Consider the following 21,564-nt stretch of genomic DNA (forward strand, 5'->3'; position numbering starts at 1 on the left):
TGTATGGAAAAATTAAAAAAAGGAAAGTCCTGGTGCTGGCTGTTAGGCGCTTTGTTCATCTTAGTCCTGTTTTACTACATTACCGTCAGGACGCCGCTGGCGGGAGATGATTGGGGCTACGCAGTCAATGGGATGAGCGGAAATCCGTTCGTCAAAGCGTGGGAATTCTATTTCACCTGGTCGGGGCGTTATTTCGCGGAGCTTTGGGGCTTCATCGTCGCGCCGAGAAAAGGTCTGTGGAATTTCCTGAATCCTGCCTTATTCGCGGGAATCTATGTTTTGCTATATCAAATTGTGAATCCGAAGCGTAATCCGTTATCCGTAGCGGTCTTGATTGCCGCGATGATGTTAACGGTGGCGGACCGGCTGCGGATGGAAACCTACACTTGGATTATGGGGACAACCTACGTCGTGCCGTTATTTTTGATTCTGCTGGTCATTTGGATGATGAAAAATATCTTGTTTTCGGAACGGAAAATAAAAAAAGGACATTACGCCGCGCTGATCCTTTTTAATTTTTATATCGGTTTGGCTATGGAAAATTGTTCAGCGGCCAGTATTTTGCTGAATCTTCTGATGCTGCTCTACGCATATTTCAAGCGAAAAGACGCTTTGAAGTTAACGGGTGCGGGACTCGTGGTCAGCGTGCTTGGCTTTGCCTTGATCCGGATGTCGCCGGGCGCGGCGTTCCGGCTGGCACGGGATAACCAGGCGTGGATTGCGCTGGGCTTGTTCGGTCAGATCCAGCAGAACTGGGGTAATTTCCTGAATTACACGTTCATTGCGAATAAATATATGATGCTGATTCTGAGCCTGATCACATTCCTGGCCTTAATTCATCATTGGGTAGACCGGATCTGGATGAATAAAAAAGATAAGCTGGCGGCGTTCGTTCAAGGATTCATCCTGACGATCGCGATTGTGGCCTGCTTTGCCCCGACGTTCGTCGAGAAAATGAACCTTGAGGTTCTCAGTTTCTTTTATGATTTGGAAACGCCTCAGGGCTTGATCTTCTGCTCGATCTTTTATATTCTTTATATCGTCAACCTGTTTTGGATCTTATTTACCTTATATCAGGATGAAGAACGATTAGAAAAATTGATGATGGTGATGATGGCGGGAACGTGTAATTTAGCAATGCTGCTTTCGCCGATTTATGGTCCGCGGAGTTCATTGTATACGGTGTACTTTATCATCTTATTAACGGCTTCGGTGGCTTCGAAAATTAAAATCAGTTCCGCTGAGGCGGCGGTGATTCTGATTTGCTGCTCAGGGATGTGTCTGCAGCGCAGCTTATCTTGGAAGCGAATCTATACCCAGGTTGCGCAAGTTCAGTCGGAACGGAAATCCATTCTGCAATATTATCGCGAACATCCGGAGGATGATGAAGCCTGGATCCCGCGGATGCCGGAAGAAAGCATTCATTCCGCAGACATTGAGGAAGGGGATACTTATCATCAGAATAGTTTCAAAGAATATTATGGTTTGCCGGAAACGACAAAATTAGTTTTTTATAAGAAACAATAACCTCAATCGTAAAAAAATTAGACAACTGGAACGAAAACCGGTACAATGTCACAGAACTGCACAAAGGAGGCTGACTGATGCGAAAAATCAAAGAGTTTCTGCGTCCCTGGTTTACGCAGGGGACAGCGATTGGAATTTTACTTTTAATTCTGGCGTTTCAGCCGATGATAGATCTGGACTATTTGATTTATCCTTATTTGAATCAGTTTGGCTTGCCGCGTCCATCGACGATTATCCGGTATTTGCTGATTCCCGTTTTGATCGTCGGATGTTTTTACAACAAGGGTAAAAACCGTCGGAAAACGTTGATTCTGGGCGAATTGTATATCGCGGTCTTCGCGGTTTATTTTCTGATTCATGTCCAGGTGACGAGAAATGCCGCGGCGCTGCTGCGTCTGACTTCCAATTTCCAGTTCTCCTTGTTCGGCGAGCTGGTCTATTGTTTAACGTTGATCATTCCCTTTGGGCTGATCGCCGCCTTTACGACGCTGCAGGTCAATGAGAAATTATTAAAGCAAATTACGGCGATTTTATCAGCGACGATCTCATTTCCCATTTTGATCAGCGACTTGTTTGTCTTTGGACAGTCGACCTATCTGGGCAATACTGCGGCCAGTTTCTTCAGCTGGTTTACCGGGATATATGAAACAGTCGAACCACGGCGGTTAGCGTGTAAATTTTTCTTTGACGAAGGAAATACGATTGGGATTCTCTTGTTCATGCTGCTGCCGTTATTGTATTATTTCTTTTCCCGGAGCAAGGAACGCAAGGGAAAAATTTCCTGGGCAATGTTGATCATCGTCCAGAGCTTGTCCATGTTGATTTTGTCGACGCGGGTAGCGTCGCTGGGCGCGTTTTTGATCCCGATCGCCTTTGCCGGACTTTATGTCTTTGACGGCCTGCTGCTTCGGCATCAGAAAATAAAAGGGATAGTGCTGATTTTCTGCGCTGCTGTATCGTTAGTCAGCGTGATGATTCTGCCCTATACGCCGGCCATCCAAAATCAAAAGCGCGATGCTCAAAGCGACGACGCGGTGCGCGGCGACGATGATTTGCTGCAAAAAGGAATTTTAGCCTATGAAGGCCGTTTAAATCTGACGCCAGGCTCGAAAGCCTATGAAGAATTCTGTTTAAAGGCCTTCGAGAAGTCCGGAATTGAGGATAATCTGATATCCAGTATTCCCAAGATGTATTACATGGATTGGTATAGTTACAAAGCCGATCCAGTCTTCTGGAGTGATTTATTGTTCACTGTGCCGTTGGAAGAACGCTTAACGGGCCGCCAGTTCCAAACGTATTTCATGAATGTGAAATGGGGAATGGCGGATTCCAAGATGAAATTATTCGGTATGGGATATACACCGTTTATGAATGGCTCCATTTTGCTCGAGCAGGACTTTATTCAGCAAAAGTATACGCTCGGCTACCTGGGTGATCTCCTGCTGGCAGGACCTTGGCTGATCCTGACGGCTGTCGGCGCTGTGTTTGTTCTGCTGCGATGGAAGAAGTGCATGAACCTGGAGATCATGGTTCTGGCTACATCCCTGTGCTGCGGCTTGGGAGCAGCGTATCTCAGCGGTCATACGTTAGATCAGTTTGTCACGACGATGTTCATGGCGCTGATCGCGGCGATTTTGTTGGATCGGGTTTTTGGTCTTCATGATGATTCGGAAAGGGAGGGTAAACAATGACGAAAATAAAATCGGTTTTTCATTCGCATAAGGCAATGAAAGGCTTTGTTCTCCTTTTGTTTATCATCCAGCCATTGATTGATCTGGATTACTTAATCTATCCGTTTCTTGATCAGTTTGGAATTCCCCGGCCGTCGACGATTATCCGTTTTTTAATCATTCCGCTGGCTGTGTTATGGACGTTTTTCCTGGCCGATAAAAATAAAAAGAAAACGTTGTTATTTGGCGGTTTGTACGGCTTGGCGCTGGCAGTTTATTTTCTGCTGCATATCCGGCAGGGGGCTCAGATCTACAAAAGCTTATATCTGACGCCGAATTTCTTCTTCCAGTTATCAAAGGAAATCACCTATTTCCTGACGCTGGTCATTCCGTACGGAATGATCTATGCAGTCGTTCATCTTCGATTAACAGAAAAAATCGTAAAGGGGGTCACCGTCGCTTTATCGTGCCTAACCGCGCTGCCGATCTTTATCGGGGATTTGTTTGTGTTTGGCGAATCGACGTATGCCGGAATGACCGCGGCTCCGTTTCTGAGCTGGTTTTTAGGAATTTATGCGGATCCGACGAAGATTCATCCTCGTCAGCTGGCTTCCAAGTTTTTCTTTGAAGAAGGAAATACGGTCGGTATTTTAATGTTTATGCTGCTGCCGTTATTGTATCTGTTTTTCCAGCGCAGCACCTCAAAGAAGGAGCGGATTGCATTAGGCGCATTGATCGGAATTCATAGTTTGTCGATGATCATTCTTTCGACGCGGGTCGCTACGTTCGGCACGGTGCTGATCCCGATCGGATTCCTTGTTCTGTATCTTTTTACGACTTTGATCATGAAGGAAAATCGGCTGGAAAAAACGGTCTTGTTCTTCTGTGCTGCTGCCGCGGTGATCAGCGGCTGTATCCTGCCCTTTTCACCGGCGGTTGTCAATCAGAGTATCGATTCGGCGAACACCGCGATCTTATTGCAGGATGATTATCTGCGCAGAGAGCTGGGAAGTTCGCTGGAGAATACGACGGAATTAAAAACAAGCGATTATTATCGTTTTATGTTTGAAGCTTATGGAATCCGCGCAAATCTGATGGCCAGCGTGCCGACTCAGTATTATATGGAGTGGTACTATTACACAGCGGATCCGAAGTTCTGGGTTGACGTCCTGGAACTGCCGCTGGAACAACGGGTGAACGGCCGGCAGATCGAGAAGATTTTCATGAGCTACAAATGGGGGGAACTTTCCAACTCCGAAAAATTTTTAGGCATGGGGTATTCAACCTTCAATAACGGCTCGATTCTGTTGGAACGGGATTTTGCCCAGCAGATTTATACGATGGGCTATGCCGGCGCTGCGTTGACGGTTTTGCCATGGCTGCTGGTGACCTGCTTCGGCGCCATTATCGTTCTGCTTCGATGGAAAAAGATGCTCCGGCTGGATGTTTTAGTCTACGCAATGGCGCTGAGCTGCGGGTTAGTGTCTTCCTATATCAGCGGACATACGATCGATCAGTTTCTGACGTCTTCGTTTATGGCTTTGCTGATGGGCGTTTTATTGGATCTTGTCATGCGACCGAAAGAACAGAAAAATTGATCGCCATGGGAAACCATGGCTTTTATTTCAATGAAAATTTTAACAGGTCTATTGTTGTAAACCTACGGTGATGGTATAATAGGTTAAACAAACAGAATGAAAATTAAAGGATTGATCAGAAAGGCAGGCGGTGGAAAATGAAACCCATTCTCAGTGTGATTGTACCGGTATATAACGTTGAAAAATATCTGCCCCGGTGTCTTGATTCCTTAGTGAATCAGACGCTCAAAAATATGGAAATCATCGTGATTAACGATGGAACAAAAGATAACAGTCAACAAATTATTGATGACTATGCCGCGCGGTATCCGCAAATTCGTTCATTTAAGAAACCCAACGGCGGGATTGCAGATACTCGCAATTTTGGTTTAGCGCAGGTGCAGGGAGAGTATTTTGGCTTTCTCGACAGTGATGACTTTACAGAACTGGATATGTTTGAGAAGATGGTCGCGGCGGCAGAGAAAGAGAATGCGGATGTCGTTGTTTCCAATTTTAATTGGGTCTATGGCGAACAGAAGCGGCTGGAAAAGGAAGGTCCGTACGCTCCGGGAAAAGAAATGATGATTCATTTATTTGCCACGCTTTGGAATAAAATTTACCGCACTGATTTTGTCCGGGAAACCGGCTTGCAGTTTCCGACGGGATATCGCTATGAAGATGCGTGTTTTCTTTATTGCTTAGCGCCGCATGTAAGAAAATTAGCCTTTGTGGACGAAGCTTTTGTCAGTTATATCCAATTGGGAAATTCAATTACGCATACGAACAATCATGAAGTGAAGGATATGATTCATGTTTTTGAAATCATTACGGATTATTTTAAGGCCCAGGGATGGGATCAGGAATATCATGATGAACTGGAATATCTGCATATTAAGTTCTTTTTAGGGAACTCTTTCTTAAGAAGCACGAAGATTGCGGATCGGCAGGATCGGAAAACGACGATTCAGATGGGGTGGGAACGGTTGAATCAAAGCTTCCCTCAGTGGAAGAAGAACCCGTATCTGACGTCGCTGGGCGGGATGAAAAATCGTTATTTCAAAACCGTAAGCAATTGGAATATTATGCTTTATTCCGAACTATTTCACAGATTTAAAAAATAAGATCACTGAATTTAAAATATTAAGGAATCATGACAATTTAGGAAAGTATTTGTACTTCTTGAATTTCTCCTTTATAATTAAATGGTGAATTTGCGGAGGTTAGATATGGATAAGCTTTCAATCGTAGTTCCTTGTTATAACGAACAGGAAACGGTGAACATCTTTTACCGCGAAACAACAAAAGTAGTGGATGCCATGAACATGGATTATGAAATTATTTTTGTCAACGATGGTTCCCGCGATAATACCTTAGAAGAATTAGTGAAGCTCCATGACGCGCATCCGGGTATTGTCAAGGTCATTGACTTCAGCCGGAATTTTGGCAAAGAGGGCGGCCTGTTAGCGGGATTGGAAAATGCGACAGGTAATTACGTCACGGTCATGGATGCTGATTTACAGGATCCGCCAGAATATTTGCCAAAGATGTTTGAAGCCATGAATCAGCAGCATGTGGACATTGTAGGTACCCGCCGGGTTACGCGAAAAGGGGAACCGAAAATTCGTTCCTTCTTTGCACGGCAGTTTTATAAACTGATCAATAAATTTACCGAGGTCGAAATTGTTGATGGTGCGCGGGATTTCCGGCTGATGACCCGCGAGGTTGTCGACAGCGTTCTTTCACTTCAGGAATATCACCGGTTCTCCAAAGGCATCTTTGCCTGGGTTGGCTATAAAACGGTTTATTTGGAGTATGAGAATGTGGAGCGTGTCGCCGGGGAAACGAGCTGGTCGTTCTGGAAGTTATTCGCTTACGCGATTGAAGGCATTGTCGCCTTTACTGTTGCCCCGCTGCGAATGGCGACGATTTCAGGAATCTTCGTTTCTATCATCGCTTTCCTTTATATGATCTTTGTTTTTGGGAAGGCCTTGATCGTAGGCGATCCGGTTGCTGGTTATCCATCGATGGTCGTCATCATTCTGTTTTTGGGAGGAATTCAGCTGTTAAGCTTAGGCATTATCGGCGAATACCTGTCGAAAACATACATGGAGACCAAAAAACGTCCGAAATATATCGTCCGTAAAAAATACGAGTAATAAAAGGAGGAATGTTAGTGAGTAAGCAGGATAAAGCAAAAGCAAAACGCGCAAAGAAAAATAAACAGATTATTTATATGATGTTGGCGGCTTCCTTAGTCGTCGTTGCGGTTATGGGCTTCAATATAGTCAGGATTTCGTTAAAGAAATCCGCGGGAAGCGGCGAGGTCGTTGAAAAGACGAATACCTCGTCGATGAAGAATGACCAATACGTCATCGGAAATAATCCAACACAGTTTCAGCAGGATGAGTTCAAAAAATTGACAGAGGCCTTAAAAGGCGATGATCCGCTGGCGATCAGTGAAGCGGTTGTTCGTAATTTTATTGCTGATTATTTTACTTGGACAAACAAAGATGGTAATTATGAAGTCGGAGGTCTGCAATATATTTATGGGCCAATGTTTACCAGCTTTCAGGAACAATCACGCTGGGAATTCTACAAGGACCTGGATTTATATATCAGCCAGTATGGCCGTGAGAATTTGTTAGAAGTGACGGATATAACGACGAAGGCCGATTATGCAGCAGATTTTGAACACTATTCCGGGGAAACTTATAAAGCGTATTATATCGAGGCTACCTGGAACTACAAATCAAGTTCAAAAATTGATGTTAATAGTTTCCAGAAAACAGGGTATTTCACAGTCGTAGACAACGATGGACGTTATGAAATCGCACAGTTCTTCGACCATTATGATTAAGGAGGTTGGCTATGACGAAACAGAATAAAATGAGTAAACGTAAACTTTCCAACATGAACTTCGTTCTGGCTGCCATAGCGATTCTGACTGATATTTTGATGGTCTTAGGCATCCTCAACATTACGCGTTACAGTAACTTCAGCAAGTCGATCTTCGTCCTCATTAACGTTGTGATTCTGGTAATTCTGCTGGTATTAAATGGCTTAATTGCTTACAACGCCTATGCGATGAAAAAGAGTATTCTCTATGTGACGATCGGTGTCTTGGTGATTGCGTTTTTATCCGGCGGAGCATTAACTTATATTACGACCCGGGTAAACAAAAATATTGATAAGATTATCAACACCGGGACGACCAGTGAGAAAGTTGAAGTTTCCTTTGTTGTTTACAGTGAAAATGGAAATTTCGCGGTCAATGATATTAATGATCTTGAAGGCAAGACCTTCGGTATCTTATCGAATACGGAAGAACAAGTCGGCTATATTCTTCCTAAGAAAGAATTAGAAGCGAAAAAGATCAATGTCACTTATCATGAATATGACGATTACAACAGTATGTTGATGGGTCTGTTCGGCGGAGAAATTGACGCGGCGGCGCTGCCAAGCAACTATGTCGCGATGTTTGAGGTCAATGATGGTTACAGCGAATATTTAGAGAATACGAAATCAATTTTGACGTTTGATAAGAATATTACGGTAACTACAGAATCAGGTTCTGATAAAGATATTACGACCGAACCTTTTACGGTTCTGATTATCGGTACGGACGAACAACGATCAGATGCCTTAATGCTGGCTTCTTTCAATCCGATCAGCATGCAGGTAACTTTGACTTCGATTGCTCGTGACAGCTATGTGCCGATTGCCTGTTATGCAGGAAAATCAGAAGATAAGATCACACATGCTCGTGTCCGCAGCCGTCAGTGCACAATTGATACAGTTGAAGATTTAATGGATGTGGATATTGATTTCTATTTTGAAAGCAACTTTACCGGCATCGTTAAAATGGTTGACGCTTTGGGCGGGATCATCATTACGAACCCTTATGAATTTGTAGGTCAGAAATCCGATGCCCGCGGTAAGATGACGGTTTGGGTTCCAGCTGGAACCAACCGGTTAAACGGTGAGCAGGCGCTGGCCTATGCGCGTGAACGTCATTTGTATGCCAATGGTGATTTCCAGCGTCAGGCCAATCAGCAGCAGGTTATTGAAGCAATTTTAACGGAAGCTCTGAAATTGACAGACGTTAACAAAGCGTTAAATGTTCTGGATGCTGCCGGAGAAAATGTTTCAACGAACTTCAGCGTTGATCAATTGATCAGTTTGTTTAATTATTCAATTAAGAAAATGAACCGCAGCTATGTCAAGAACGCAAATGTCATTAACATGGTGGGATCCCGCGTAACTGGTTATGGATCTTCAAAATGGAATGAAAGCATGCAGCTGAATCTGTATATTTATCGTGTATATCAGGGATCAATTACGGATAACCGCAATGCGATTCTGAGAAATATCAACTTGGATTCTAAAATCGACGCACCGAAAGTCATTTCGTTTAGTGCCAACTGGGTCTTCACTGCACCGACGTTATCCAATGAAACTTATTCTGAACCGATTATTCACGATGAAGCACCGGATACTGTGATTAACTTTAGTGGAAAGCTATTATCAGACGTTCAAGCTTGGGCTTCTACCCGAGGGATTACAGTCAATGTCACTAAGATCCATCAAGGTGAAGAGGGCTATATAGATTCTTATCCTGAAAATACGGTAGTCGCTCAAAGCGTTCGTGCAGGTATTAAAACGGAAAATGTGACGGAAATTACGGTCAGCGTTATTACGCATGAAGGCGCAACGAAAAATTGTCCTGCGAACTCCTACTATGATTCGGGTAAAAATGCCTGTGTCTGTGAGAGTGGATATTATGCTAAAAATGATTCTGATTTGAATACCGGAGGCGCAGGATGTATTGCGAATCCGACAGCGACACCTACGGTAACTCCTACAGTAACTCCAACAATAACCCCGACAACAACGCCAACTACTGATCCTACAACTAAGCCGACGACGGATCCAACGAATAAGCCTCATGAACATACTTGGGGAGAATGGATCATTGATCAAGAGGCAACTTGTGACGCTCCGGGTAAAAAACATCGAGTATGCACACAAGATCCTGAACACACAGAAACCGAAGTTATTGCACAATTATCGGGAGATAGTTGTAAAGCACATGAACATGCGTGGACGGAAACTGGGCGGCAGGATGCCACTTGTGATGCGGACGGTTATATTAACTACACTTGTACCTGTGGTCAAACAAAACAAGATGTGATTCCAAAGAGAACGGATTGTGAAGCTTCTCCAGATCCAACAACAGATACTTCTGGCGGATCTGAAGGTGGAGAAGGCGGAAATAATGAAGGTGGAGAACAGCCTCAAAGTCCAGACACGCAGGCTACGGGGTTTATTTTCCCGAACCGATTCTTCAATCTATTCTCAAAACTGTTTAAGTAATTAAATCAAAAGAAGGCTGATGTATTCGGTCTTCTTTTCTTTATGCGTCACCGAAAGTGAATCGCTGAACTACTTTTAGAATTCACTGAATGAATGGCATTCAATGCTTAACTATGATAAAATAAATGAGGAATTAAAGAGTTTGGGAGGAAATCCATGAAAGGAATTATTCTTGCAGGAGGCAGCGGCACCCGTTTGTATCCCCTGACGAAAGTCACATCCAAACAACTGTTGCCCGTCTATGATAAACCGATGATCTATTATCCCCTGTCGACGCTGATGCTGGCAGGAATCCGCGATATCCTGATCATTTCCACACCCCAGGATCTGCCGAATTTCGAACGCCTGCTGGGCGACGGAAGTCAGTTTGGCATTCAGCTGTCTTATAAAGTTCAGCCATCGCCCGACGGTTTGGCGCAAGCTTTCGTTCTAGGCGAAGAATTTATCGGCGATGAGGATGTCTGCCTGATTTTGGGAGATAATATATTCCATGGCAACCACTTCAGCGAGATGCTGGAAAGAGCCAAAAATAACAAAGGCCGCGCAACGATCTTCGGACAATACGTCCCGGATCCTGAACGATTCGGCGTCGTTGAATTCGATAAAACAGGCAAAGTCCTTTCTCTGGAAGAAAAACCGGAAACCCCAAAATCCAATTATGCCGTCGTCGGCCTGTATTTCTACGACAACCGCGTCGTTGAATACGCCAAGAACCTGAAGCCTTCAGCCCGCGGCGAATACGAAATTACCGATCTGAATAAAGTCTATCTGGAAAAAGGCGAAATTGACTGCGTCGTTTTTGGCCGCGGCTTTGCCTGGCTGGATACCGGGACGATCAGTTCGCTCGCCCAGGCCAGCGACTTTGTCAAAACCATCGAGGAAGTTCAGGGAATCAAGATCTCAGTTCCTGAAGAAATCGCTTTCTACAATCACTGGATTGACACCGAACAACTGTTGGCTTCCGCTGCTTCTTATGGGAAATCCCCCTATGGCGAACATTTAAGAACGGTCGCTTCCGGCAATTTTGTCACCAGCTACAACAAATAAAGGAGTCGCAATGAAAATCATACTATTAGGCTGCGGCTATTTAGGCTACAATCTCGCTTCTCTGCTGAGTCAGAAAGCAGAAACCGAAATCATCGGGTTACCCAGTCCCTACACGCCGCTGTGTTCCAACTTTAAAGAAATCAACGCCTTTTCGGCTAAAGATCTCGATCAAGTCGATTTTGAAGACGTCGTCGTCATCGATACCATTTCACTGCTTGCCAACAACGCCCGCAGTGAGGATGAGGAAAAAACACTCCGCGGAGTTGAAGATAAATACGAATTTCTGTTATGTCAGTTGAAGCAGCGCGGCGCGCGGCTGTTCATCTTCATGTCATCGGGGGGCACGGTCTACGGCAATGCCGCAGAACCGATCTGCGAAGACGCATCGCTGCATCCGATCACCCTTTACGCCCGAAGCAAGACCCGCTGCGAACAGGTAATCCGCCAATCCGGTCTGCCTTATCTGATCCTGCGTCTCGCTAACCCTTACGGCGGGCATCAGACGACGGATAAGAAACAAGGCGTTATCCCAATCCTGATCGAAAAAGCGCTGAGCCACGAAGCCTTTGAAATGTGGGCTTCTCCGCACAGCAGCCGCGATTACATTTATATCGAAGACTTTGCCCGGGCGATCCAGCTGCTTCTTGAACATCAAATCCAGAATGAAATCGTCAACGTCGCTTCGCAAACAGCGACCAGCCTGACGGAGATCCTGGATGAAGTGCAGGAAAAAACCGGCCAGGTGATCGAGATCCGGCATGTCAACAGCGAAGTCCCGGTTGTCGATCAGATTGTCCTCAATATTGAAAAACTGAAACGTCTGACCGGCTTCACAATTCAGACGACGATTCAGGAAGGCATTGCCAAAGAAATCAAACGGATAAAAAAAGAACAAGGGGGAATTCGTAAATGAAGTTTTTAGTCACAGGCGGAGCCGGGTTTATCGGCGGCAATTTCGCTCACTACATGGTCAATACCTATCCGGAAGACCAGATCGTCGTATTAGACCTTCTGACCTACGCCGGCAATCTGGAAACCCTGGAGCCGATCATGGAAAAGCCGAATTTTAAATTTGTTAAAGGCGATATCCGCGACCGCGAGTTGATTGATCACTTGTTTGCCGAAGAAAAATTCGACATGGTCGTTAACTTTGCCGCGGAAACTCATGTCGACCGTTCTGTAGAGGATCCAGAGGTCTTCATCACGACCAATATTCTCGGCACTCAGGTCTTGATGGACGCCTGCCGCAAATACGGCATCCAGCGCTACCATCAGGTCTCGACCGACGAAGTCTACGGCGATCTGCCGTTAGACCGTCCGGATCTGTTCTTCACCGAAGAAACGCCGATCCATACCTCGAGCCCTTACAGTGCGGCCAAGGCCGGCGCCGATCTGTTAGTTCAGGCCTATCACCGCACATTTAAGCTGCCGGTAACGATTTCCCGCTGCTCGAATAACTATGGCCCTTATCACTTCCCGGAAAAGCTGATTCCTCTGATGATCAGCCGTGCGCTGGCCGATGAAAGTCTGCCGGTGTATGGCGATGGGATGAACGTGCGCGACTGGCTGCACGTCTACGATCACTGCACGGCGATTGATCTGATTCTGCGCAAAGGCCGCGAAGGCGAAGTCTACAACATCGGCGGCCACAATGAAAAGACCAATCTGGAAGTTGTGAAGACGATTCTCGCCGCTTTGAATAAGCCGGAATCACTGATCCACTTCGTCAAGGACCGCCCGGGTCATGATCTGCGCTATGCGATGGATCCGACTAAAATTGAAACGGAACTCGGCTGGAAACCTAAATATACGTTTGAGACCGGTATTCCGCAGACCATCGACTGGTATCTGACGCACCGCGACTGGTGGGAGCACATCCTGCAGGGCGACTATCAGAACTACTACAAAACCATGTATAAGGACAGACCGTAAAAGGAGATCGGAATGAAACCAGAAGTTATTGTTATCGGCGCGGGCTTTGCCGGCAGCGTCATCGCGGAACGCTTTGCCCATGTCGCGGGCAAGCGTGTGCTTGTCCTGGAAAAACGCGCCCATGTCGGCGGCAACATGTACGACTATATCGATGAAAACGGCGTGCGCCGTCACGAATACGGCCCGCATATCTTCCATACCCATTCCCGCGAGGTCGTTGATTACCTCTCCCAGTTTACAGACTGGTATCCTTATCAGCATCGCGTACTCGGCCACATCAACGGCGTCGTTGCACCGATTCCATTCAATCTGACAACGATTGAACGCTCGTTCCCCAAAGAAAAAGCTGAGCGTTTAAAAACATTGCTGATCAACGAATATGGGATGGAAAAGAAGGTGCCGATCCTGCAGCTGCGCGCCAATGCCAATCCGGAAATTAACGAACTGGCGGAATACATCTACGAACATGTCTTCAAATACTACACGATGAAACAATGGGGACAGACGCCGGAAGAAATCGATCCGGCGGTCACCGGCCGCGTGCCGGTTCATATCTCCTATGACGACCGCTATTTCCAGGATACCTACCAGATGATGCCGGCGCATGGATTTACCGGAATCTTTGAAAACATGCTGAAAAACGAAAAGATCGAAGTCCGCCTGAAGACTGACGCGAAGTCATGTCTGAAGGTCGATTTGGAAAACAAGCAGATTCTGTTTGAAGGCGAAGTCTTCCAGGGGCCGGTGATCTTCACCGGTGCGATCGACGATCTGCTTGACTATCCGTTAGGCGAGCTGCCATACCGTTCGCTGGAATTCGATATTCAGAGCCATCCGCATACCTACCAGGAAGCGGCGACTGTCAACTATCCGACCCCGGCCCAGCAGAACGCGTTTACCCGCATCACGGAATACAAACTCCTGATGCAGGCGGATCAGCAGCCGGAAGCGACGACCATCGCTGTCGAATACCCGCTGACTTACCATCACGATGGGGAAACCGGGAACATCCCGTACTACCCGATCGCCAAAGAAGAATGCCGCCGTCAGTATCAGGCGTATTGCGAGCTGATCCGCGGGATCGACAATCTTCATCTCTTAGGCCGTTTGGCAGAATATCAATACTACAACATGGACGCGATCGTTGCGAAAGCCTTACAAATGTTCAACAAATTAAACGAAACCTCGCACTCTTAGCAAAGAAAGAACGGGTGACGGAAATTCGCTGAACGAAAGCGTTGAGCACGAATCTTCTCGGGGATAGGCGATGAAACAGATTCGCTGAACGAGATCTCAGGCAGCATTGGCCTGTCTTGATGCGTGATCGATCTCCTCATCCAAAGGTTTGGAAAAAAACAAGAAACAGGGAAACTGCGTTAACAATTCGCAGTTTTCTTCTATTCATGCTATACTAAATAAAGGTGATTTTATGGATAAAAAGATACTGCAAAACTATTTCTATAATATTTTATATCAACTGTTAGTCGTTTTGGCGCCGATGATTACGGTGCCGTATGTGACCCGGACGCTGGGCGCGACGATGCTGGGCATCAGCGACTGGACCGGCAGCAATGTTCAGTGGTTCGTGCTGTTTGGAATCATGGGCGTTTCGATCTACGGCAACCGGGAGATCGCGCGTGTCCGCGATGATCAGACTAAGATGTCAAAGACGTTCTTTGAGATCTTTACAATGCAGTTTTTAAGCATGTGCGCTTCCACGCTCGTTTATTTCCTCTACTTGTTTACCGTGCAGGACAGCGTGCGCCTGTACGCGACGATCCAGACGATTTCGCTGTTGTCAGTCGCCCTGGATATCACCTGGTTTTTCTATGGCGTCGAGGATTTCAAAACGGCTTCGATCCGCAACATGATCATCAAGATCCTGGGGATTATCCTGATCTTTGCGTTCGTAAAGAAACCTTCTGATCTGGCGCTGTTCATCGTGATCAATGCCGGCTCCGGCGTACTGGGCCAGCTGATCATGTGGACCCAGCTGAAGCAATATGTCAAGTGGACGCCGATCCATTTCAAGGATGTGCTCAAGCATTTCAAACCCAATCTCATGCTTTTCATCCCGCAGATCGCGACCAGCGTTTATACGATGCTGGATGTTTCGATGTTAGGCTACTTATACGCCGACGTCAGTCACGTCAGCTTCTATAACCAGGCTCAGCGGTTCATTAAGATGTTCCTGTTTTTCATCACGTCGATCGGCAGCGTCATGCTGCCGCGGATTGCCAACATCCATGCCAAGGGGCAGGATGAGGAAGTGCTGCGGTTTTTGCGCACGACGTTAAGGATGGCGTTGTATCTGGCTATTCCGATGATCGCCGGAATCATCTCGCTGATTCCTTATTTTATCGGTTGGTTCCTCGACGACACTTATCAGATCGTGACGCCGCTGATCATCTTTACAACGCCGATCATCCTGTTTATTTCCCTCAGCAACGTCTTTGGTACGCAATACCTTCTGCCAATCGGCCGGACGAAGGAATATACCCGCTCGGTGATCCTTGGCGCTTTGACGAATTTCTGCCTGAATGCCTTACTGATGCCGAAGTTCGGTGCTTTCGGCGCGATCACCGGATCAGTCATCGCCGAGTTTATGGTGACGTTCACGCAATGGCTGTCGATCCGGGGGCAATTGGATCTGGGCTTTCGCGTAAGAGAAGTGACGAAGTATGTCATCGCTTCGCTCGTCATGATGCTTCCCGTTCATTTCATCGGGGAAGCGATGGGGCCGCGCTTTACGACCAATCTCATTCAGATCGCCGCCGGCGTGATCGTGTATTTTGGCCTGCTGACGCTGATGAAGGATGATTTCCATATGAATCTGATCCGCAAAGTGTTAAACCATCGCAAAGGAGAAGCCGCCCATGAGTAAAGTCAGCGTTGTCGTTCCGGTTTATAACGTCGAAGATTATCTGGAAAAATGCCTGGATTCCTTAATTCATCAGACGCTTGAGGAGATTGAGATTCTGTGCGTCGACGATGGATCGACCGATCATTCCAATGAACTGCTCTACATCTATAAGAACCGTGATCCGCGGATTCAGGTGCTGGAAAAACCTAACGGCGGATTGTCCGACGCGCGCAACTATGGCATGAAATTTGCCACGTCGCCGTATATCCTGTTTGTGGATTCTGATGATTTCCTTGAACCGCAGGCGCTTGAAAAAGCGGCGGCGAAGCTGGATGATACCGGCGCGGATCTCGTGATTTTCGATGTTTATCAATATTTTATGAAAACGCAGACCAAGGAAGTGATTGCCAACCGCTATTCCGGCGACCGCGTCTATACGCTGAAAGAAAATCCCGAAATGATCACGCGCATCCTTAACGCCGCCTGGAACAAGATGTACCGGCGCTCGCTGTTTAAGGACAACGGCATCACTTACCCGTTCGGTTATCTGTACGAGGATCTGGGGACAACTTATAAGCTCCTGTTGAAAGCCAAATCGATCGCGTTTGTCAATGAGCCGTTGTACGACTACCTCGCCGACCGCCCGGGCAATATCACCCAATCCTTTAATCAGAAGGCCTATCACATTCTGACGATGGCTGAGGAAACGATGAATTACTACCGGCAGGAAGGCGTCTACGACCAATATTATGAAGAACTGAAGTATCTGGCCTGCGTCAACATCATCGAAAACCTGAAGAAGACCCGCACGGTCAAAGACCGGAAGCTGGTCAACGAATACATCGACGCGTGTTTCGCGTTCATTCACAAGAATTTTCCGGACTATCCGGAATGTAAATACCCGATCAACCGCCAGAAAAACGACTGGATCTACATGCGTCCGCAAGTGCTGAAGGGCTATCTGCGCACCCGCAATTGGATCCGCCGGTAAAGCTGGATCGTGAAGTAAAGGAGAAACTGACCATGAGTAAAGTTACGATTATCGTGCCGATTTACAATGTTGAGGAATACGTCGCCAAGTGTCTGGATTCCTTGCTGCGGCAAACCTATTCCGACTATGTGATCTATGCCGTCAACGACGGATCACCGAAAAACGAACAGCCGATTATCGACCGCTACGCTGCGGCGTATCCGGAGAAAGTCGTCGCCATCCGCAAGGAAAACGGCGGCTATGGTTCCGTTTTGGAAATGGCGATCGCGCGGTTGGATTCAGAATATTTCCTCGTTTGCGATCCGGATGATTACTTAGCGGACGACGCGCTGGAAACCCTGGTCGGCTTGGCGGATGCCAACCAGGCGGATCTGGTGATCGGCGCTAAGAATTTCATTTATTCCGACAGCGACGAACAGAAATACGATCCAGCGTACAACACGAAATTTGCGACGCTGCAGCCGGGCCAGGGGTATGTAAAGGGCACGCCGGAATTTGAGAATCTGTTCTTTGTGGATCCCTCGCCGCACGCCAAGCTGTACCGGCGATCCCTGGCGGCGAACATTCAGTTTCCGCATAAAATCGGCTATACCGATAACCTGTTGTTTTACATCAGTCTGTTAAACGCTGAGAAAGTCGTCTACACCGATAAAGCGCTGGCGTATTATCTGATCGACCGGGCCGGCAATACGATGACCGATTTGAAGCCGCAGGTGATCGACGCGCACGCCCAGGTGTTCTCCACGATTCTGGATCAGGCGGAGCGCTGTTCTGCGGTTCCGGCATTGTTTTACTACCGGATTTTTGAAGCCTATAAATTTTCATTTTATCAGCTGCGCCGGATCAAGGGCACACCGGCGGAAAAGCTTGAACATGCCGAAGTTCTGTACCGGCTGGTTGAAAAGCTGATGCCTCACCGGGCTGCGATCCTGGAAGGGATGACGCGCTTCGGCTACACCGGCAGCCGCGAGCGGATGAAGGATAAGCTGGTTCTGACGGCGGGGGTTTCGCATCCGGTTTACCGCCGCTGGGTGAAATCCTTCGTTAAGGAGTAACGGAATGCGCCGACTGAGATCCATCCGCCGGCCGTTTTTCGCGTTTCTGGGCGCAGCCGTTCTGCTTTGCGGCATTTTCGCGGCGCTGGGCTTCGTTCCGTTTGGCGGCCGTTCGCTTTTGATCAACGATCTGAACATTCAATATGTCGAATATCTGAAATATCTGCATATGGTCGTCACCGGGCAGAACAGCCTGACTTATGCGCAGGCGGCGGGCATGGGCGGCAGCTTCATCCCGATTTTTTCCTACTACTGCTCCAGTCCGCTGCAGCTGCTTCTGGCCCTGCTGCCCAACGAGGCCATTCTGCTTTCCGTCAGTCTGGCGACCCTTCTGAAGCTGAGCCTGAGCTGCGGGACAATGATGTTCTATCTGGAGGATCGTTTTGGTCCGCGCCGGGTTCATGGCTTGTTCGCGCTGGGTTACGCACTGAGCGGCGCAGCGCTGGCCTATTCGCAATGTTTGATGTGGCTGGATGGTTTAGTCTGGCTGCCGATGGTGCTGAGCGGCGTTGAACAGATCCTGCGGGGAAAATCGGCCAGAGGGTTTACACTGGCGGTAGCGGTCAGCGTGTTTTCCAATTACTACACGGCGATCATGGGCCTGATGTTTGCCTGTCTGATGGCGTTGGCGCGCTATTTCAGTGAAGACCAACACACGGTTTCATTGTGGACGGTCTTGAAGAAGGGCATACTTGGCATGGCGATCGGCCTGGCTTGCAACGGCTGGCTGCTGATGCCCAGCTTCTTATCTGCGATTAACAACCGGCTTGCCCAGCCCGCGGAGGCGCTGCCGCTTTTCAGCTTCGCCCGGCTGGCCGGATTGAACAACGCGTTTCCGGGTGTACCAGCCGTGACGCTGGGGCAGGAGATCACGTTTGATTACGCCGGATTGTTGTGTCTGATCCTCGTCTTTTCTTCATTTTTCCAGCGGCTGCGATCAAACCGGAAGAAGCTCGTCGATGGTCTGACGCTGCTTTTCTTTGCAGCGTCGGTGTTCTTCACGCCGTTGTATAAGCTCTGGCATTTTCTGTCGATGCCCTATGGTTTCCCAACGCGGTTCAGCTTTGTGATCGTGTTCTGGCTGATCGCCGCGGCGGCGGACGCGTGGGACACGCGCGACAAGAAGTCGCTAGCCTGCGGGGCACTTGGTGTCTTGCTTCTGTTGGTGGCGAACGGAACGATGACGCTGCCGGCCAAGCTGATCGCCGCCGGGTTCATCGCCGGGATCACGGCGCTGCTGTGTCTGGGGTTTCAGAAAGCGCTGGCGGTCACCGTCGCCGCCGAGCTGACTTTCGCGGGCGCTGCCACATTCATTTCACTGGATCGGGATAACGTCTATGACGGCTATGCCTCGGCCCAGGCAGTGCTGGACTATCAAAACGAAGTGCGGACCGCCCTGGCAAGCTTTGCGTCTGAGCCGGGCTACCGGATTGAAAATCTGTCAGCGCGCAATCAAAACGAAGGGCTGGGCTATAACTACCCGAGCATCTCACATTACTCGTCAACCTACGATAAGAAGGTCAGCGATTTCCTGGAACATTACGGCGTCAGCCACCGGATGTTCGGCAGCACCTATCACGGCACGACGCTGGCGCTCGACGCATTTCTGGGCATTCGCTATGTGCTGCGGGAAAAAGGCGCCGTTCACGTTCAGGTCCAGACCGATCATTACCGGAAAATTGCGGAGACTGAAACCTTCGAGGTGCTGGAAAATCCCTACGCGCTGCCGCTGGGATTTGTCATTGACGATCATGATGAGACGCCGGTGCCTCAGACCTATTCGATTGCCGCGCAAAACGAGCTAATTCGGCTGTGCGGCGGCGAACCGCTGATCACGCGGCTGGATGATCCCGACCTGTTTGTGTGGGATGGGGATGAATTGAGCCGCTCGCCGCTGATTGTGGCGAAGCGGCCGGAGGCGGAAACCTCGGTCGCGATTTACACCCAGTCCTTGAATGAGGAAGATCCGCTCTATCTTCAGCTGCCTTTTGAAACGGATGAAACATGGTTTCAGCTGTGGATCAATCAGAACTATGCCCAAGACGATCATACCGGAATCAACGCCGGCGCACTGTATCTGGGCGCCTATCCGCCGGGACAGGATATCCTGATTCAGCTGGTCGTGCGCGATCAGCTGCTGCGCTTAACCCGGGCCGAGGTTTATTCCCTGGATATCTCGGCGTTAGCGCAATGGACACAGAAGCTGCAGAAACAGGCGGCACAGGATATTCAGATTCACGGCTCAACGATTACGATGCACGTTCAGGCGGAAGCGGGGCAGCGGCTGCTGACAACGGTCCCCTATGATAAAGGCTGGCATGCGGAAATCGACGGGCAGCCGGCGGCGGTCACGCCGTTTCAGAACACGTTCATCGAACTGCCGCTGAGTGAGGGCACCCATGAAATCAAGCTTGTTTTCCGTCCCCGCGGACTGACGCTGGGGCTGGTGATCACCGCCGGCGGCATCCTGACAGCGCTGGCCTGCGCGGGGGCAGAACGAAAAAAACGAACTGTGAAGTCACGATTATGATATACTTATTTCATCAGACAGGAGGAACGCTGTGGAACCCAAAATTACTGTGATTGTGCCCGTTTACAACGTGGAAAAATACTTGCCGGAATGTCTCGATTCGTTAGCCGGCCAGACCTATAAAAACTTGCAGGTGCTGGTGGTCAACGATGGTTCGACCGATTCCTCCCCGCAGATTATTGAAGACTATGTGCGTCGGTTTCCGGATCGTTTCGCGCAGTTGAATAAACCCAACGGCGGGTTGTCGGACGCCCGCAATTTCGCGATCGGCAAGGCCGAGGGCGAATGGATTGCCTTCCTTGACAGCGACGACTGGGCCGATCCTGAGTATTACGCGAAAATGGCGGAAGTCATGGCGCGGGGCGCGGACGTCGTGGTCAGCGATATCGAATATTTTTATGAAAACGGCCAGCCGTCCTGGATCATGCCGGGGCTGAATCCGCATGTCTTCGACAGCCCAATAAAGGAGGCGTTTCTATCGCCGATGTTCGCATGGAACAAGCTCTACCGCGCGGACTTCTTCACCCAGAAGCATTACCGCTATCCGGTGGGTACCTGGTATGAGGATATCCCGGTCACGATGCCGATCTTCGCGCAATCCCAAACGATCGGAATTCAGCACGAGGCGCGGATTCATTACCGTCAGCGGGAAGGTTCGATCATGTCCGTCACCAAGAGCGAGCGGCTGAAAGAAATCTTTCCGGTCATGAAGCAGGTCCGCGATCAGTTTGCGGAAATGGGCCTCAGCGAACGGTATCACGATGAGCTGGAATATTTACATATTGAGCATCTGCGTCTGTACGGCATGTTCCGCTTTCTGCGCTCGCCGCTGACCAGCGAGCTGAAAGCGATGAGCGACGCCGTGATGGAGGAGTTTTACCCAAATTGGAAAAAGAATTCCTACATCCGCAATTTAGGCTGGAAGGATCAGCTGTTTTTGAAAACCTTCGGCAGTCTGACGCTGCCGCTCTACAAACACGTGATTCATTAAGATAGGAG

The 21,564-nt window shown here is 48.3% G+C and carries 16 protein-coding genes; all 16 read left to right on the forward strand.

What is annotated here, in order from left to right; translation table 11 throughout:
- Nucleotides 1-3 precede the first annotated feature (3 nt).
- The 16 genes from I2G61_RS08670 to I2G61_RS08745 all read left to right on the forward strand — a co-directional run bounded on the left by I2G61_RS08670 (nt 4) and on the right by I2G61_RS08745 (nt 21,556).
- Nucleotides 4-1,527, forward strand: a complete 1,524-nt coding sequence (locus tag I2G61_RS08670; RefSeq protein WP_195548162.1) for a DUF6056 family protein — start codon at nt 4-6, stop codon at nt 1,525-1,527.
- Nucleotides 1,528-1,604: 77 nt separating this feature from the next.
- Nucleotides 1,605-3,218, forward strand: coding sequence for an O-antigen ligase family protein (locus I2G61_RS08675; protein ID WP_195548163.1), 1,614 nt, complete (start codon nt 1,605-1,607; stop codon nt 3,216-3,218).
- A complete protein-coding gene (locus I2G61_RS08680; RefSeq protein WP_195548164.1) occupies nt 3,215-4,795 on the forward strand; it encodes an O-antigen ligase family protein in 1,581 nt (526 codons plus the stop codon). The genes I2G61_RS08675 and I2G61_RS08680 overlap by 4 nt, the downstream gene beginning before the upstream one ends.
- Before the next feature lie 137 nt (nt 4,796-4,932).
- Complete coding sequence (locus I2G61_RS08685; RefSeq protein ID WP_195548165.1) at nt 4,933-5,895, forward strand: glycosyltransferase; 963 nt, start codon at nt 4,933-4,935, stop codon at nt 5,893-5,895.
- A gap of 105 nt (nt 5,896-6,000) precedes the next feature.
- On the forward strand, nt 6,001-6,930 hold the full coding sequence (locus I2G61_RS08690) for a glycosyltransferase family 2 protein (RefSeq protein ID WP_039864845.1): 930 nt from the start codon (nt 6,001-6,003) through the stop codon (nt 6,928-6,930).
- A 17-nt stretch (nt 6,931-6,947) separates the two neighbouring features.
- On the forward strand, nt 6,948-7,631 hold the full coding sequence (locus tag I2G61_RS08695) for a hypothetical protein (protein ID WP_195548166.1): 684 nt from the start codon (nt 6,948-6,950) through the stop codon (nt 7,629-7,631).
- An 11-nt stretch (nt 7,632-7,642) separates the two neighbouring features.
- Nucleotides 7,643-10,147: an LCP family protein gene (locus I2G61_RS08700; RefSeq protein ID WP_195548167.1), complete on the forward strand. Its 2,505-nt coding sequence runs from the start codon at nt 7,643-7,645 to the stop codon at nt 10,145-10,147.
- 156 nt (nt 10,148-10,303) lie between these two features.
- Nucleotides 10,304-11,194 (forward strand): glucose-1-phosphate thymidylyltransferase RfbA, encoded by an 891-nt coding sequence (gene rfbA, locus I2G61_RS08705; RefSeq protein WP_195548168.1) that lies wholly within the window; start codon nt 10,304-10,306, stop codon nt 11,192-11,194.
- A 10-nt stretch (nt 11,195-11,204) separates the two neighbouring features.
- Nucleotides 11,205-12,107: an NAD-dependent epimerase/dehydratase family protein gene (locus I2G61_RS08710; RefSeq protein ID WP_195548169.1), complete on the forward strand. Its 903-nt coding sequence runs from the start codon at nt 11,205-11,207 to the stop codon at nt 12,105-12,107.
- Nucleotides 12,104-13,126, forward strand: a complete 1,023-nt coding sequence (gene rfbB, locus I2G61_RS08715) for a dTDP-glucose 4,6-dehydratase (RefSeq protein ID WP_117895734.1) — start codon at nt 12,104-12,106, stop codon at nt 13,124-13,126. The genes I2G61_RS08710 and rfbB overlap by 4 nt, the downstream gene beginning before the upstream one ends.
- A gap of 12 nt (nt 13,127-13,138) precedes the next feature.
- Nucleotides 13,139-14,323: a UDP-galactopyranose mutase gene (gene glf, locus I2G61_RS08720; protein ID WP_195548170.1), complete on the forward strand. Its 1,185-nt coding sequence runs from the start codon at nt 13,139-13,141 to the stop codon at nt 14,321-14,323.
- 232 nt (nt 14,324-14,555) lie between these two features.
- Nucleotides 14,556-16,010, forward strand: coding sequence for a polysaccharide biosynthesis C-terminal domain-containing protein (locus I2G61_RS08725; RefSeq protein WP_195548171.1), 1,455 nt, complete (start codon nt 14,556-14,558; stop codon nt 16,008-16,010).
- Complete coding sequence (locus I2G61_RS08730) at nt 16,003-16,980, forward strand: glycosyltransferase family 2 protein (RefSeq protein ID WP_195548172.1); 978 nt, start codon at nt 16,003-16,005, stop codon at nt 16,978-16,980. Before I2G61_RS08725 ends, I2G61_RS08730 begins: the two co-directional genes overlap by 8 nt.
- 32 nt (nt 16,981-17,012) lie before the next feature.
- On the forward strand, nt 17,013-18,035 hold the full coding sequence (locus I2G61_RS08735; protein ID WP_050766974.1) for a glycosyltransferase family 2 protein: 1,023 nt from the start codon (nt 17,013-17,015) through the stop codon (nt 18,033-18,035).
- A gap of 4 nt (nt 18,036-18,039) precedes the next feature.
- Nucleotides 18,040-20,565 (forward strand): YfhO family protein, encoded by a 2,526-nt coding sequence (locus I2G61_RS08740; RefSeq protein ID WP_195548173.1) that lies wholly within the window; start codon nt 18,040-18,042, stop codon nt 20,563-20,565.
- Between the two features lie 31 nt (nt 20,566-20,596).
- Nucleotides 20,597-21,556, forward strand: a complete 960-nt coding sequence (locus I2G61_RS08745; protein WP_195548174.1) for a glycosyltransferase family 2 protein — start codon at nt 20,597-20,599, stop codon at nt 21,554-21,556.
- Nucleotides 21,557-21,564: the final 8 nt, after the last annotated feature.

The organism is Holdemania sp. 1001095H_141210_F2, from assembly GCF_015558105.1.
In the GTDB taxonomy this organism is placed as follows: domain Bacteria; phylum Bacillota_I; class Bacilli_A; order Erysipelotrichales; family Erysipelotrichaceae; genus Holdemania.

Bases quoted from the DNA above. Each gene is read 5' to 3' on its own strand.
- I2G61_RS08685 (WP_195548165.1), top strand. From the start codon at position 4,933: ATGAAACCCATTCTCAGTGTGATTGTACCGGTATATAACGTTGAAAAA.
- glf (WP_195548170.1), top strand. From the start codon at position 13,139: ATGAAACCAGAAGTTATTGTTATCGGCGCGGGCTTTGCCGGCAGCGTC.
- rfbB (WP_117895734.1), top strand. From the start codon at position 12,104: ATGAAGTTTTTAGTCACAGGCGGAGCCGGGTTTATCGGCGGCAATTTC.
- I2G61_RS08710 (WP_195548169.1), top strand. From the start codon at position 11,205: ATGAAAATCATACTATTAGGCTGCGGCTATTTAGGCTACAATCTCGCT.
- I2G61_RS08725 (WP_195548171.1), top strand. From the start codon at position 14,556: ATGGATAAAAAGATACTGCAAAACTATTTCTATAATATTTTATATCAA.
- I2G61_RS08735 (WP_050766974.1), top strand. From the start codon at position 17,013: ATGAGTAAAGTTACGATTATCGTGCCGATTTACAATGTTGAGGAATAC.
- I2G61_RS08740 (WP_195548173.1), top strand. From the start codon at position 18,040: ATGCGCCGACTGAGATCCATCCGCCGGCCGTTTTTCGCGTTTCTGGGC.
- I2G61_RS08680 (WP_195548164.1), top strand. From the start codon at position 3,215: ATGACGAAAATAAAATCGGTTTTTCATTCGCATAAGGCAATGAAAGGC.
- I2G61_RS08730 (WP_195548172.1), top strand. From the start codon at position 16,003: ATGAGTAAAGTCAGCGTTGTCGTTCCGGTTTATAACGTCGAAGATTAT.
- rfbA (WP_195548168.1), top strand. From the start codon at position 10,304: ATGAAAGGAATTATTCTTGCAGGAGGCAGCGGCACCCGTTTGTATCCC.
- I2G61_RS08670 (WP_195548162.1), top strand. From the start codon at position 4: ATGGAAAAATTAAAAAAAGGAAAGTCCTGGTGCTGGCTGTTAGGCGCT.
- I2G61_RS08690 (WP_039864845.1), top strand. From the start codon at position 6,001: ATGGATAAGCTTTCAATCGTAGTTCCTTGTTATAACGAACAGGAAACG.
- I2G61_RS08700 (WP_195548167.1), top strand. From the start codon at position 7,643: ATGACGAAACAGAATAAAATGAGTAAACGTAAACTTTCCAACATGAAC.
- I2G61_RS08675 (WP_195548163.1), top strand. From the start codon at position 1,605: ATGCGAAAAATCAAAGAGTTTCTGCGTCCCTGGTTTACGCAGGGGACA.